General features: G+C 67.4%; 10 protein-coding genes. 6 read left to right on the forward strand and 4 right to left on the reverse strand.

The features are described 5' to 3' along the window. Positions 1 to 3: 3 nt before the first annotated feature. From BJ959_RS03290 to BJ959_RS03300, 3 genes are all read right to left on the reverse strand, one after another. Entirely contained in the window at positions 4 to 2,745 is a 2,742-nt protein-coding gene (locus tag BJ959_RS03290) for a CFI-box-CTERM domain-containing protein (RefSeq protein ID WP_153983177.1), read from the reverse strand. 531 nt (positions 2,746 to 3,276) lie between these two features. Beyond that, positions 3,277 to 4,359: an IS110 family RNA-guided transposase gene (locus BJ959_RS03295; protein ID WP_183321837.1), complete on the reverse strand. Its 1,083-nt coding sequence runs from the start codon at positions 4,357 to 4,359 to the stop codon at positions 3,277 to 3,279. A gap of 867 nt (positions 4,360 to 5,226) precedes the next feature. Then, complete coding sequence (locus BJ959_RS03300) at positions 5,227 to 6,450, reverse strand: IS256 family transposase (protein ID WP_166194845.1); 1,224 nt, start codon at positions 6,448 to 6,450, stop codon at positions 5,227 to 5,229. 333 nt (positions 6,451 to 6,783) lie between these two features. Between BJ959_RS03300 and pepN the strand changes: the two genes are divergently transcribed. Genes pepN through BJ959_RS03325 form a run of 5 tightly spaced genes read left to right on the forward strand, consistent with a single transcriptional unit; the run spans position 6,784 to position 12,929 of the window. Further along, positions 6,784 to 9,327 (forward strand): aminopeptidase N, encoded by a 2,544-nt coding sequence (gene pepN / locus BJ959_RS03305; RefSeq protein ID WP_153982600.1) that lies wholly within the window; start codon positions 6,784 to 6,786, stop codon positions 9,325 to 9,327. Positions 9,328 to 9,333: 6 nt separating this feature from the next. Then, entirely contained in the window at positions 9,334 to 10,314 is a 981-nt protein-coding gene (locus BJ959_RS03310) for a mechanosensitive ion channel domain-containing protein (protein ID WP_153982599.1), read from the forward strand. Then, positions 10,311 to 10,703 carry a globin domain-containing protein gene (locus tag BJ959_RS03315; protein WP_153982598.1) on the forward strand — a complete coding sequence of 131 codons (393 nt, stop codon included), beginning with the start codon at positions 10,311 to 10,313 and terminating at the stop codon, positions 10,701 to 10,703. Before BJ959_RS03310 ends, BJ959_RS03315 begins: the two co-directional genes overlap by 4 nt. Continuing rightward, entirely contained in the window at positions 10,700 to 11,263 is a 564-nt protein-coding gene (locus tag BJ959_RS03320) for a hypothetical protein (protein WP_153982597.1), read from the forward strand. The genes BJ959_RS03315 and BJ959_RS03320 overlap by 4 nt, the downstream gene beginning before the upstream one ends. A gap of 10 nt (positions 11,264 to 11,273) precedes the next feature. Further along, complete coding sequence (locus tag BJ959_RS03325) at positions 11,274 to 12,929, forward strand: FAD-binding dehydrogenase (protein ID WP_153982596.1); 1,656 nt, start codon at positions 11,274 to 11,276, stop codon at positions 12,927 to 12,929. On the opposite strand, the gene BJ959_RS03330 is transcribed toward BJ959_RS03325, so the two are convergent. Beyond that, complete coding sequence (locus BJ959_RS03330) at positions 12,926 to 13,606, reverse strand: DUF8185 domain-containing protein (protein ID WP_153982595.1); 681 nt, start codon at positions 13,604 to 13,606, stop codon at positions 12,926 to 12,928. The two genes, BJ959_RS03325 and BJ959_RS03330, sit on opposite strands and share 4 nt — an antisense overlap. Before the next feature lie 48 nt (positions 13,607 to 13,654). Here BJ959_RS03330 and BJ959_RS03335 point away from each other — a divergent pair, with 48 nt between their 5' ends. Further along, positions 13,655 to 14,512: an acyl-CoA thioesterase gene (locus tag BJ959_RS03335; protein ID WP_153982605.1), complete on the forward strand. Its 858-nt coding sequence runs from the start codon at positions 13,655 to 13,657 to the stop codon at positions 14,510 to 14,512. The last annotated feature ends 1 nt before the right edge of the window (position 14,513 follow it).

The raw sequence follows: 14,513 nt of genomic DNA on the forward strand, positions 1-14,513 counted from the left end.
CGGTTAGTGGTCTTGATAGGGGCGGCGGGAGAAGCCAGCCCGTTCGAGCTTGCGCACAAAGCGGTCCAACGCGAATCGTGCAGACACAGTGAAAACTCGACGCTCGCCCAGAGCGGCTACGAGGCGAGGACTCGCCCAGTAGTAGAAATGAATCACAACGCGGCCCGCGGCCGAAGTCTGAAGGACCTCATCCCGCCAGCGGCGCAGGACCCGAACTGGCGGAGAATCATAGGAGCCGTAGACCGCTGTGGCGATGTAGCAGCCGCCGGGCTTCTTGGCCGCCGCTGGAGGCGGTGACGACGTCCGGCTAGCTGACGTGGTCCGTGCCGGGGTAGGCAGTGGCACACATTCCGGCGGATAGGTGTAGCCATACCCCATCTTGTGTTTGGTCGGCACCGTCTTGCCCATTCGCTGATGCCACGCGACGTTGCCCCGGCTGATAAATGGCTTCCCGCAGCGTGTGCACAGCCGCTCGGGATCGAGCTCCGCATCCCGCTTCGCCTTCTCGGCGATCTCCGCCCTTACCCGCTGCTGGCGCTCGACGTCGTTTCGATGGCAAGACGGGCATCGACCGTAGGTAATGTCTGACTTCTGGGACGGAAGGCCGCAGTCCTTGCAGTTCGCGGGTGCGCAGCGATCGCAGAGAGCGTTGACGAGGTAGCGCTTTGGAACGCTACGGTTGCAGCTCGCGCACCTCCCCTGGTTGCAGTCGTAGCAACGACCCTCGATGAGAGACTGATGCGGTTTCTCCCGCCCGCATTCCACGCAAGCTGCGAAGTTGCGCTTCCGATTGCAGTTCCAGCAGACGCCACTCTTCAGCGAGGACTTGGGTTTGCCGCAGTCAACGCACTTCGGCAGCTTCGACCGACAGGCGCGACATAGGGCCGGCTGGGCGTATCTCCCCGACTTCCCATCCCAAATCCCGACCATAGAAGTGCCGCATTCAGAACACGAGTAGATGGGTGTATCACGGGCCATCGCTTTGAACCGAGTCGGATACACGTCATTCGACATTGGGTCAAAACTCTCGGCGCTAGTTAGGAAGCGACGAAAGTCCCGGAACGCGCCTAACCACTCGGCGTCTGAAGGCCGGTCATCGTACCGGTCACCGTCCTTGTGGAAAGTGTTCCAGAAAAGCCCCTTGAGGTTCGGCTGAATGTGGGACCACATGTACTTCCAGTTCCCGGCGGGTTGGTCCTGGTTCGAATTCTCCTTGTATTGGAACGAGAAGTTGCCCTCCTTAATCAGCCGGACGATGTCACCGTCCGATCCGGACCTGGCGTAGGGAAACTGTCCGGTAATCAGGATCATGAACAGCATGGTGGCTACCGCGAACCGCTCGTCCTCGATGGACCGAAGGAACTCCGGATACCGCTTCCCGATCACTGAGGGCGCACTGAACATTTCGGTTCCGACGGGACATGGGAACCCGTCCAACTGCCAGGAGTCGGCGTCGATTATCCACACCTTCTTGTCGGCATCGACTTGGAGATTCTTAGGGTTGATGTCGCCGAGGATGATGTTGAGCGAATGGAGGTAGGACACCTTCTCCAGGAACGAGATGGCGACATCGACAAGGTCGGCCTTGGTCCAAGTCGGGAACTCGTTTCGGAATCGGCGAGGGTTGAAGAGCGCCTTGGAGAAGTCGCGACCGGTTGCGCGTGGCATTACGTAGCCTACGAACTCGCCCCGGAGGTTCTTGACGATCGCCCTTGGGAAGCCGATCCCAGCCATCGTGAAGCCTCGAGCCGCCAGCAACTCGATCTTCGCCTGGCGGTGCGCGGTGATGTGATCCTGGTCGAATACCTTCACTACATCTGTCGCCGAGACGGCGTACACGCTCCCCTCGCCACCCGTCCCGAGCTTGTCAGCAAGTCGAATCCTAACTGCACCGGAGGCCGCTTCGACGAGCACCTCGTCACCTTCGCCGGGAACCTCGGCTACCTTCAGCGGGAAATCCTCGCCACGGAACGGGGTATCCGCCGGAAACGCGCCAGCTGCGACTGTCGGCGCTGTTTCAGCCTTTCGGGTAACCGCCAGTCGAGACGGTGAATCCGGCACAACCACATTGGTAGCAAGAGCGAATGCCTCCAGCGTGTCCTCCAGTGATGCAGCCTCCAGCTGGTCCCTCGGTCCAGCGTCCTTGGTCATCAGGCGGCGTTGGATTCGGCGAAGCTTGGCGAGGCCCCGTTCGTAGAGGACCTGGGGCACTTCGCACTCGATGAGGCCCTCGCTACTGAGTCGCCCTGCGACAAGCCAAACGTTTCGCTCGATTCCGAGGAGGTTGATCCGGAGCAGCAGCGTCACGTCGTTCGTGAGCAACGCCATCGCGTAGTGGCCGGCATACGCGGTGAATATGTCGACGAAGAGATCATCCGCGTATGGGTTGGAGTCGTCGCCGAGATCCTTGCGAACGAGACCTTGTGCGCTCGCTGACTGTAGGAACAGCAGTGCGTTCGCGGCCTTCTTGATTGCCTCGACTCGATCCGGGTCTTCACCCGACGGGTCAGTGGCGCTCTGATCAGTAAGTTCAGCGATGACCTTAGTCGGCACGACCACCGGGCTTCCGCCTAGCTCGATCTTCGGGGCAACCCGCGCGAACAGCTTTTGAAGCCCGCCTTGCCGAGAGGGGTCCGTATCCATGAAAACGTTCGTGTCAATGAACAGGCGGGCGTCCGGCGCGACGAGGTCCGCCGGATCGAAGATCAGAGTCCGCTCGGCTGTCTCACTCACTGAAATTGACACCGCTTCGGAACTCTGCCGACGGAGTCGGCGGGGCCTTTCCGAACTCGACGTTGCTGATGAATCTCACGCTGATGTCTGCATCCCCAGCGAAGCCGGAATCCCTCGTGACAGTGGCCCCGAACTGAATGCGAATCTCCCCCGGGTCGGTCTCGTCAGGTGCCACAGTGAAAACCACCGACTGAACCGGGTCCGACTCGCTACCCGGCTGCGGTGGGGCGTACTGGACAGCTGATATGTGACTGATTCCTGTCAAGTGGCAGGGGAAAGAGCGCCCGGAGTGATCATGCTTCGGGCGCTCTTTCGTGTGGTCGGCGCGGGCGGTGTGGGTGTCGTGCGTGTCGTGGGCGACGCGCGGTCAGACTGATATGCGCGGGTTGGTTACCGCAGGACGTGCTGTTCGGCTGGAGCGGTTCCGCTTGTCTAGGATCGAGCGTCGCCTGCCCTTCGGGCGGGCTGCTCATAGCTGTTCCGCGGGTCGCTCCTCGCGCTGCCGTCACCTGCCGTCTGAACCGACCGGTCAGGGGGCCCAGGTCAGTCGGGCATCACAGCCAGGGACCAGCACCAGCCGGCGAGCTCGCGGGCGATGGCGACGTTCGCGATCGTGGGCCGCTTCTTGCGTGCGGTGAAGTGCTGCCATTTCTGATGCAGGCGCCGGTTGCCGTCGTCGCCGCGGGACACGGCGAGGCTGGGCGCGGCAGCCCACCGGGCCTGCATCACCGCTCCGGGCCGATAGGGTTTGCGGTGATGCCAGGCGGCCTCGACCAGCAGGCGGCGGGCGTGAGTGTTGCCGGTCTTGGTGATCGAGCCTTGCGAGCGTGACTGTCCGGAGGAGTGCTCTGAGGGCACCAGCCCGACGAACGCGCCGATGCTGGATCCGGTGAAGCGCTCCCAGTTGCCGATCTCGACCGCGAGGCCGAACCCGGTCAAGGTCGAGATCCCGCGCAAGCACCCCAGGCGTCGCACCACGGGCGCGTAGTTGCTGGTCGCGGCCATCTGCTCGATGATCGCGTCGAGTCGGTCTTTGCGGGCGCGCACCTGCTGCACTGCTTCGTAGTCGGCATCGAACGCGGCCTGCAGTCCGGGATGGTCGAACCTTTGCCGGCGCAGCCAGGCATCATGCGCGCCGGTCCACGCCTGCTTGCCGTCATAGATGATCCCGTGGCGCAACAGCAGCTTCGAGAGCCGATGCCGTGCAGCCATCAGCTCACCCCGATTGTCCTCTCGTGCTCGCACCAGGTCGCGTGCGGTTTCCTGCTCGATCGTGGGCACGGCAACCGCGACGATCTCTCCCAGTCGCAGCAGTCTTGCCAAATGCATCGCGTCCCTGGCGTCGGTCTTGACTCGCTCCCCGACCGGGCGCTGCAACTTCGACGGCGCCGCCACGAGGCACTCGATGCCTGCGGCGGTGAACAAGCGGGCCAGAGCGAACCCGGTCGGCCCGGCCTCATACGTCACCGCTGCCGGCTGCGGCAGGCTCCGCACCCACTCCAGCACTGCCGCGGGGTCGTAGCCGAAACGGTGACGGATCACTTCCCCAGTGTCCTCGTCGATCGCGCATCCCACGACGCTGCGGGCGTGCACGTCCAGACCGACGCTCGTACGCTGGATTCTCAACTGGGGCCTCCATTCGCCTGGTGGACAGGCCAGCCCTCAACGGCTGGCAACCCACGAATACGCGAATCGAGGCCCCAGCCTCAAGAACCAGACCGAAGACCCATATCGTCTAGGGCAAGTAGCGACTCCATGCTGTCCGGCACACCCAGCAGCCCAGCGATCAGCCCGCTCATCGACGGTTCCGGCGACGCAATCGCCGCGGAGTTTGCCGGCAATGGATACCCGCTGTTGGTGAATCTGCTCCTACTCGTTGACCCACGGCCGATCGCCTGACTTGCGCGACCCATCGAGTAGTACTTGCCGTCATATCTGCCGTGCGCTTTCAGAGCGGCGACTTGGCGACCGGTGGCTGGGCGAGACCATCGGCCAGAACTGTATCGGGCCACCAGTCACCTCCTTACTTATGGCGTCGCCAGATAGGCCATTCAGATTACTGAGTCGCGCTACGTTTCGCACTGGTCATATAGGTGCCCGATACACAGGTCTAGAGGAAACGCAGCACTTTCTTGAGCCGGCTTCGGGTGTACGTGTCGAGCGCTCCGGCCGCAAGGGCTGTCTTGTCGCCGATCCCACTCGAGTGTCGCGACCCGAAGTTGCTCGACCCAGAGCTACTCGTCTCACGCCCCAAGGTATTCGACAAGTTCGAGGACAACTCGTTGGCCGTTGCGCGGGAGTTGTCCCTCGAGAGGCCGCATGGAACGTGCCGCGCGATGCGCATCGCGAGTACAGCAGACGCCATAGGTGCCGCTGCTCCTCCTGGAAGGTCGCCGCATTCGAGCGGTGAGTGGTTCATCTGGAGTCGAGAAACTGGGTGACGTCCCGCTGAGTGGTGGAGTTTCTCAACACCGTGCGGGTCAGCTGTTGTGATTATGCCGCAGCGAGTTCCGGGATCGCGACCTCCTCTTCGGTGACGTTCAGGAGCTTCATGGAGTGCTCGCTGAAGTAGCGGCGGTCAGCGCCGTCCCATTCGTCGTGTTGCTCGATCAGGACGTGTCCGGCCAGGCGCAGCAACGCGGCGGGGTTGGGGAATGTGCCGACGACGTCGGTGCGGCGTTTGATCTCCTTGTTGACCCGCTCGAGCGGGTTCGTGGACCAGATCTGCCGCCAGTGTGTGGCGGGAAACTGACAGAACGCGAGGATGTCGTTCTGCGCGTCCTCGAGCATGCCGGCGATCTTCGGGTGCGACCTCGAGAGCATGCGGACGACTTCGTGGAATTGGGTGAACACGTGCTCGGTGTCTGGCTGGGCGAAGATCGTGCGGATGATCGACGCGACCATCGGCCCAGCGGTCTTGGGGACGTTGGCAAGCACGTTGCGCATGAAGTGGACCCGACACCGCTGCCATGACGAGCCTTGGAAGACGGTGTCGATCGCCGCGATCAGCCCGGTGTGCGCGTCGGAGATCACCAGCTTCACTCCGCCCAGCCCGCGGGCCTTCAGCGAGCGAAGGAACGCGGTCCAGAACGGTTGCGATTCGGTGTCCCCGACCTCGAAGCCGAGGACTTCCCTGCGCCCGTCGGCGGCGACACCGACCGCGACGACGACGGCTTGGGAGACGACCCGCCGGCCGACGCGGGCTTTGCAGTAGGTCGCGTCGAGGAACACGTACGGGTACGTGCTGTCCGCGAGCGGCCGATCGCGGAACGCCGCGACGTCCTCGTCGAGGTTGCTGCAGATCCGCGACACCTCCGACTTGCTGATCCCGGTGTCGGCACCGAGCGCCTTCACCAGGTCGTCGACCTTGCGGGTGGAGACGCCGTGGACGTACGCCTCCATCACGACCGCGAACAGGGCCTGATCGACCCGGCGGCGGCGTTCCAGCAGCGACGGGAAAAACGATCCCTGCCGCAGCTTCGGGATCCGCAACTCCAGCTCCCCCGCGGTGGTGGTGAGGGTCCGCAGCCGGGTCCCGTTGCGCTGCGTCGTACGGTCCGGGGAGCGTTCGAACGGGGCAGCGCCGATGAACGCAGCTGCTTCCGCGTCGATCAGCTCCTGGTAGAGCGTCTCGGTCGCGACCCGGATCCGGTCGTTCACATCGGTGAGTTTCAGTTCCCCGAGTAGCTCGAGGAGGGCAGACTGGTCAAGAGCCATCGTGCGTTTGTGTCCTTCCGTGAGATTCCTAGACAGTTCTCACTGACCATCGCACGATGGCTCACCGCGTCCACGACGTGACACCCGAGCCGGGAAACTACACCAACCCAGGGGACGCCACCAGAAACTGCTCGTCAAGCATTGAGTCCCTCGTCCCACACAGGGGACTTGTTGGGCAAGTCGTCAACAGGCCTGAGCATGGACGCTCCGTGACTGCCAAGGCAATTGGGACACCCGCACGCGCAGCCGCTCCACCGCAGCCCCGCACTACGCTGAAGGGGCGGGGTCACGAGCCCCGCATCCCTCGTACCGCGCCCCAAGGAGGCTGCCGCTGTGCCCGCTGAGAACCTGACCCGTATTGAAGCGCAGGAGCGCTCGGCCCTCGTCTCGACCGAGAGCTACGACGTCGCCCTCGACCTGACGACCGGTGACGAGGTGTTTCGGTCGACGTCGACCGTCACCTTCTCCGCCACGGCCGGGGCGAGCACCTTCATCGACGCGATCACGCGCACGGTGCACAGCGTCACCCTCAACGGCGTCGAGCTCGACGCGGCGGCCGTGGCCGACGGCACGCGCATCCAGCTCGACGGGCTCGCCGAGCAGAACGTGCTCACGGTCGTGGCCGACCACGAGTACACGAACTCGGGCGAGGGCCTGCACCGCTTCGTCGACCCCGTCGATGGCGAGGTCTACCTCTACTCGCAGTTCGAGGTGCCCGACAGCCGTCGCGTGTTCGCGGTCTTCGAACAGCCCGACCTGAAGGCGACGTTCCGCTTCACCGTCACCGCCCCGGCCCGCTGGGTCGTCGTGTCGAACGCGCCCGTCGAGTCGCGCGCCGAAAGCGGCGACGCCGCAACCACGGTCTTCCAGACCACGAAGCGCATCTCGAGCTACATCACCGCGATCATCGCCGGCCCCTACCAGAGCGTGCACAGCGAGCTGACGAGCGCCGACGGCCGCACCATTCCCCTCGGCATCTACGCGCGCGCGAGCCTGTTCGAGCACCTCGACGCCGACTACATCTTCGACATCACCCGCAAGGGCTTCGCCTACTTCGAGGGCAAGTTCGGGTTCCCGTATCCGTTCGAGAAGTACGACCAGCTGTTCGTGCCCGAGTTCAACGCGGGCGCCATGGAGAACGCCGGAGCCGTCACCTTCACCGAGGTCTACGTCTTCCGCAGCAAGGTCACCGACGCGGTCAAGGAGCGCCGCGTCGTCACGATCTTGCACGAGCTTGCCCACATGTGGTTCGGCGACCTCGTCACCATGACGTGGTGGAACGACCTGTGGCTCAACGAGTCGTTCGCCGAGTGGGCGTCGACCATCGCCACCGCCGAAGCTACCGAGTGGCACGAAGCGTGGACGACCTTCCAGGCCATGGAGAAGAGCTGGGCCTACCGGCAAGACCAGCTGCCCTCGACCCACCCCGTCGTCGCGACCATCAACGACCTCGAAGACGTGCAGGTCAACTTCGACGGCATCACCTACGCCAAGGGCGGCAGCGTGCTCAAGCAGCTCGTCGCCTGGGTGGGCGAAGAGGCCTTCTTCGCCGGGGTGGGCCAGTACTTCCAGAAGCACGCCTGGGGCAACACCGAGCTCACCGACCTGCTGACCGAGCTGGAGGCCACGAGCGGGCGCGAGCTCGCATCCTGGTCGAAGAAATGGCTCGAGACCGCCGGCGTCAACACGCTGCGCCCCGAAGTCACCGTCGACGACGCCGGCATCATCACCGGCTTCGCGGTGCTGCAGAGCGCGCACCCCGACTACCCGACGATCCGCCCGCACCGAATGGCCATCGGCTTCTACGACCGGGTGGATGGTGCGCTCACGCGCACCCACCGCCTCGAGCTCGACGTCGACGGCGAGCGCACCGACGTGCCCGAGCTCGTGGGTCGCAGCCGCCCCGACCTCATTCTGCTCAACGACGACGACCTCGCCTACGCGAAGATCCGCCTCGACGACGCCTCGCTCGCCGTGGCCATCGAGCACCTCGCCACCATCAGCGACCCGCTCGCGCGCTCGCTCGTGTGGGGCTCGGCGTGGGATTCGACGCGCGACGCCGAGACCGCCCCGCGCGACTACGTGCGCCTCGTGCTCGGCAACATCGCGCACGAGACCGAGTCGACGACGGTGCGCACCACGCTCACGCAGCTGCTCACCGTCGCCCGCATGTACGTCGACCCGGCCGCGCGCCCCGGCGTGATCGCCGAGATCGGCGACGCGCTGTGGACACTCGCGCAGCAGGCCGAGGCCGGCAGCGACAGCCAGTTCCAATTCGTGAAGTTCTTCGCCAACGTCGCCAGCACGCCGGCGCACGTCGAGGTGCTGCGCGGGCTGCGCGACGGCTCGATCACCCTGCCCGGCGTCGAGATCGACACCGACCTCGAGTGGGAGCTGCTGGAGGGCCTTGCGCTCAACGGCGCCGCATCCCGCGCCGACATCGATGCCGCGCTCGAGCGCGACCACACCTCGAACGGCCAGCAGGCGGCCGCCCGTGCCGCGGCCTCGCTGCCCGGTGCCGACGACAAGCGCGTCGCCTTCGACTCGCTGGTCGCGCGCGACGAGCTACCGAACGTCGTCGTGCGCATGACGACGATGGGCTACACGCACGTCAACGACCCGGCCTCGCTCGAGGGGCTCGTGCAGCCGTACTTCGACGCGCTGACCGAGATCTGGTCGAGCCGCACGCACGCGATCGCCGAGTACATCGTGCTGGGCCTGTACCCGGCGCCGCTGGCCTCGCAGGGCCTCGTGGATGCGACGCGCGCGTGGCTCGACGCCCACACCGACGCGGCTCCCGCGCTGCGGCGCCTCGTGTCCGAGAACCTCGCCGGCGTCGAGCGCGCCCTCGCTGCCCAGGCCCGCGACCGGGTGTAGCCGCTCGTGGACGGGTTCGACTGGGCGGGCTTCTGGGCCGGCGTCGGCAGCTTCCTCGCCACCTACGAGGCGGCGTTCCGGATCGTCGGCGTGATCGTCGGCGCGGCTGTGCTGCGCTGGGTGCTCGGCGTGGTGATCCGGCGCGTCGTCGACCGCGTGGTCTCCGGCGTCAAGAAGGCCCAGAACGTCGAGCACACCGTCGAGCTCAGTGCGTCGCCGCTGCACGCCGTGCGCGTCGTGCAGCGCACCCGCACGATGGGCACCGTGCTCAACAACCTCACCACCTGGGCGATCGTCGCGGTCGCGATCGTGCTGGTGCTCGGTGAGCTGAACTTCTCGGTGACGGCGCTCATCGCCTCGGCGGGCATCCTCGGTGCCGCCCTCGGTTTCGGCGCCCAGAACGTCGTGAAAGACATGCTCAACGGGCTCTTCATGGTCTTCGAAGACCAGCTCGGTGTCGGCGACATCGTCGAGCTGCAGTCGACCCAGGGGCCGGTGAGCGGCGTGGTCGAGATCGTCGGCGTGCGCGTCACGCAGGTGCGCGACGTCGGCGGCGTGCTCTGGTACGTGCGCAACGGCGAGATCATCAACGTCGGCAACAAGTCGCAGGGCTGGGCGCGCGTCATCATCGACCTGCCGGCGCCGTACACCTCCGACGTCGACGAGGTGCAGCGCGTGCTGCTCGACACGGCCACCGCGATGGCCGCCGAGCCCGAGTACAAGCGCAAGGTGCTCGAACCGCCGGAGATCTGGGGCATCGAGTCGATCTCGGCCGAAGCCCTCGTCATCCGTCTCGTGATGAAGGTGCGCTCGGGCGACCAGTTCGACATGGCGCGCGCCCTGCGCCTGCGGCTCAAGCTCGCGCTCGACGAGATGGGGGTGGCGGTGCCCTCGCTCAACCGCATCGTCATGGACGGCATCGACGCCCGCGAGGCTGCGCGGTCGAGCCGCCGCCCGGTCACGCCGCCGGAGGACAGCGACCTGTGAGCGAAGCTACGAGCTTCTTCGAGCAGGTCGGCGGGCACGCCACCTTCGACCGTCTCGTGCGCCGCTTCTACGAGGGCATCGCCGCCGACCCGGTGCTCAAGCCGATGTACCCGGAGGACGACATGGAGGGCGCGATCTGGCGTCTCACCGCCTTCCTCGAGCAGTACTGGGGCGGGCCGGGAACGTACAGCGAGCAGCGCGGGCACCCGCGGTTGCGGATGCGCCACACCCCGTTCCACGTCAACCCCGATGCCCGCGACCGCTGGCTCGGGCACATGCGCGTCGCCGTCGACGAGCTGCAGCTGCCCCCCTTGCACGAGGCCGCGCTCTGGGATTACCTGGAGCGAGCCGCCCACGCCATGGTCAACACCTTCGAGGAGACCCCGTGACCGACACTCCGTCTGACGCCGCGCCCTACTCGCAGCCCGAGCCCTACCGCCCGCAGCAACCGGCGGCCGACCTGAAGGCCCCGCCCGGCACCGACCCGAGCACGCCGTGGATCTGGCTGATCCTGCTCGTGCCGATCGTGCAGACCCTGCCGGTCTTCTTCCTCGACTGGGCGGGCTTCGTGGAGGCCGCGATCGTCGACCCGACCGGAACGAGCACCACCGCGCTCTTCACCGACCCCGCCTACCTCGCCGTCGTGGCCCTCGGCTGGATCGGCACCGCCGCGATGATCGCGTTCGCCTACCTCGACTGGCGCGAGCTGAATCGTCGCGGCGTGCCCCAGCCGTTCCACTGGGCGTGGATCTTCCTCACCCTCGTCATCAGCTTCGCCGTGTACACGATCGGTCGCGCTGTCGTCGCCTACCGCCGCACCGGCACCGGGCTGTCGGTGATGTGGGCGACCATCGCCGTGCTCGTCGGCGGCTTCGTCGTCGCCATGGTGTTCGCGATCGTGCTCGTGCAGCAGGTCATCGACGCGCTCTCGGCCGTTCCGTTCAGTTAGGGGATCCCGCGTGAGCACAACGGAGTGCGACGCCATCATCGTCGGGGCCGGTCTTGCCGGTCTCGTGGCGGCCGCCGAGCTGGTGGATGCGGGCAAGCGCATCACGATCGTCGACCAGGAGCCGGAGGCCACGTTCGGCGGTCAGGCGTGGTGGTCGTTCGGCGGGCTGTTCCTGGTCGACAGCCCCGAGCAGCGGCGGATGGGCATCCGCGATTCTCTCGAACTGGCCCGGCAGGACTGGGCCGGTACGGCCGGATTCGACCGGCCGGAGGACGACCAGGCGCGGGCGTGGGCGGATGCGTACCTCGCGTGGGCCGCGGGCGAGAAGCGCGCCTGGCTGAAGCAGAAGGGCATCGGCCTGTTCCCGGTCGTCGGCTGGGCCGAGCGCGGCGGTGACACGGCCACGCGGCACGGCAACTCGGTGCCGCGCTTCCACATCGTGTGGGGAACGGGCCCGGCGATTCTCGAGCCCTTCATCGCCACGGTGCGGCGAGGGGTGGATGCCGGCCTCGTCACCCTGCTCTTCCGTCACCGGGTCGACACGCTGACCGGCACCGACGGGCGCGTGGTCGGCGTGCGCGGCAGCGTGCTCGCCCCCGACAGCGCCGAGCGCGGCGCCCCCTCGAACCGCGACGTCGTCGGCGAGTTCGCCCTCGAGGCGAGCGCGGTCGTCATCGCGACGGGAGGCATCGGCGGCAACCACGACCTCGTACGGGCGGCCTGGCCCGAGCGGCTCGGCACCGCCCCGCAGCACATGATCAGCGGGGTGCCCGCGCACGTCGACGGCCGCGGGCTCGGCATCGCCGAGGCGGCCGGGGCACGCCTGGTGAACGGCGACCGCATGTGGCACTACGTCGAGGGTGTGCAGAATCACGCGCCGGTGTGGGCGAAGCACGGCATCCGCATCCTGCCCGGCCCCTCGAGCCTGTGGCTCGACGCGACCGGACGCCGCCTGCCCACCCCGCTCTTTCCCGGCTTCGACACGCTCGGCACCCTCGCCCACCTGCGCACGACCGGCTACGACCACAGCTGGTTCGTGACGACGCAGTCGATCATCGAGAAGGAGTTCGCGCTCAGCGGCAGCGAGCAGAACCCCGACCTCACCGGCCGCAGCGTGCGCGAGCTGCTCCGCCAGCGGCTCGGAAAGGGCGCCACCGAGCCGGTCGAGGCGTTCAAGGAGAAGGGCGTCGACTTCATCGTCGCGTCATCGGTCGACGAGCTCGTGACCCGCATGGCGGCGCTCGAACCGGAGGCTCCGCTCGACGTCGCCCGTGTGCGCGACGAGATCGCCGCGCGCGACCGGATGCTCGACAACGACTTCGGCAAAGATGCCCAGCTCACCGCCATCCGCGGCGCACGGAAGTACCGGGGTGACAAGCTCATCCGCGTCGCGCCGCCGCACCGGCTCACCGACCCCAAGCACGGGCCGCTGATCGCGGTACGGCTGCACGTGCTCACGCGCAAGAGCCTCGGCGGCATCCAGACCGACCTCGACTGCCGGGCGCTCGACGCCTCCGGCACGGTGCTCCCCGGGCTGTACGCCGTCGGCGAGGCCGCCGGCTTCGGCGGCGGCGGCGTGCACGGCTACCGCTCGCTCGAGGGCACCTTCCTCGGCGGGTGCCTGCACACCGGGCTGCGCGCGGGCCGCGCGATCGCGCGCGGCTAGCGCTGCAGCGACCAGCCGCTGTGCTTCACGAGCACGTGCCCACGCGCGGTGCTGAGGCGGATCCACGAGCCGGCCGCGAACTGCTGCACCGGGTCTTCCCCGAGAAACCCGAGGGTCTCGAACGCGAACGCCGCGCCCGCGGGCAGGTGCTCGGCCTCGGGCAGCGGACGACCCCACACCTCGCTACGAACGCGGTGCACGATCTGCTCGCCGGTGCCGGTGGGGATCGCCGTCGCGATCTCCTCGATGCCGACCCGGGCCGCGGCCGCGAACGGGGCGGGCTCGAGCGGCGCGAGCCGCTGCCAGCCGCCGCGCGGCGGGGTGATGCCCGCCCAGACGATCGTGCTCACCCCGGCGGGGAGACCCACCGGCACCGGTGCGGTCGGCTCGGAGTCGGGGGCGGCGGCGAGCGCCGCATCCACCCGCGCCAGCAGCGAGCGGATCGGCACGACCTCGTCGAACGCGCCCTCGGCGAGGGCGAGCGTGCGCAGGCCCAGCACGGTCGGGCCGCGGTCGAGCAGACCCTTCGGGGTGACGACGGCGACGTAGACCGCGAGCACGCCGCTGTCGGCGATGAGGCGCACGGCTCCGGCCTCATCGAGCCGCTGCGCGCGACCCAGCAGTACCGAGAGATCGTGCGCCGCGGCTCGGGTGGTCAGGACGAAGGCGGCGGACATCGCTCATAGACTACGCGGGTGACCAAGACCCCTGATCCCGTGCAGGACATGCTCACCGCCCTGACGCTCACCAGCACCGGCGCGCGCACCCGCGAGGACATCTTCACGGCCCCCAGCCTCTGGACCCCGCAGCGCCGCGTGTTCGGCGGTCAGGTCGCGGCGCAGGCCGTGCTTGCGGCGATGCGCACCGTCGACGCCGACCGCTTCATTCACTCGATGCACGGGTACTTCCTGCGGCCCGGCGACGACGAGCAGCCGATCACCTTCTCGGTCGACCGCATCCACGACGGTCGATCGTTCTCGACCCGGCGCACGCAGGCGTACCAGAACGGCCAGCCGATCCTCTCGATGATCGCGAGCTTCCAAGACGTCGACCCCGGGCTCGAGCACCACGCCGAGATGCCCGCGGGCATCCCCGACCCGGAGTCGCTGCCGAGCGCGGCCGAGATCCTGGGCAGCATCGACCACCCGGTCGCGCAGTACTGGGCGACCCAGCGCCCGTTCGACCTGCGGCACGTGGATGCTCCCGTCTACTTCCGGCAGGGCCCCGAGGCCGTCGCCCACCAGGCCGTGTGGTTCCGCACCACGAGCCCGCTGCCCGACGACCCCAACCTGCACCGGGCGGCGCTCGCCTACGCGAGCGACTACACGATCCTCGAGCCGATCATGCGGCGGCACGGCATCACCTGGGCCGCCCCGGGGCTCAAGATGGCGAGCCTCGACCACGCCATGTGGTGGCACCGCTTCGCCCGCGTCGACGACTGGCTGCTCTACGTTCAGGAGTCGCCGAGCGCCCAGGGCGGCCGCGGCCTCGCACAGGGGCGCATCTTCACCCGCGACGGCATCCTCGTGGCGAGCGTCGCGCAGGAGGGCATGATCCGCCTGCCCGAGACCGACAACCGCTGAG

It is taken from the genome of Microcella frigidaquae (assembly GCF_014200395.1).
Lineage (GTDB): Bacteria > Actinomycetota > Actinomycetes > Actinomycetales > Microbacteriaceae > Microcella > Microcella frigidaquae.

Coding starts and splice junctions, on each gene's coding strand:
- BJ959_RS03300 (WP_166194845.1), bottom strand. CDS start 6,450: ATGGCTCTTGACCAGTCTGCCCTCCTCGAGCTACTCGGGGAACTGAAA.
- BJ959_RS03330 (WP_153982595.1), bottom strand. CDS start 13,606: ATGTCCGCCGCCTTCGTCCTGACCACCCGAGCCGCGGCGCACGATCTC.
- BJ959_RS03335 (WP_153982605.1), top strand. CDS start 13,655: ATGCTCACCGCCCTGACGCTCACCAGCACCGGCGCGCGCACCCGCGAG.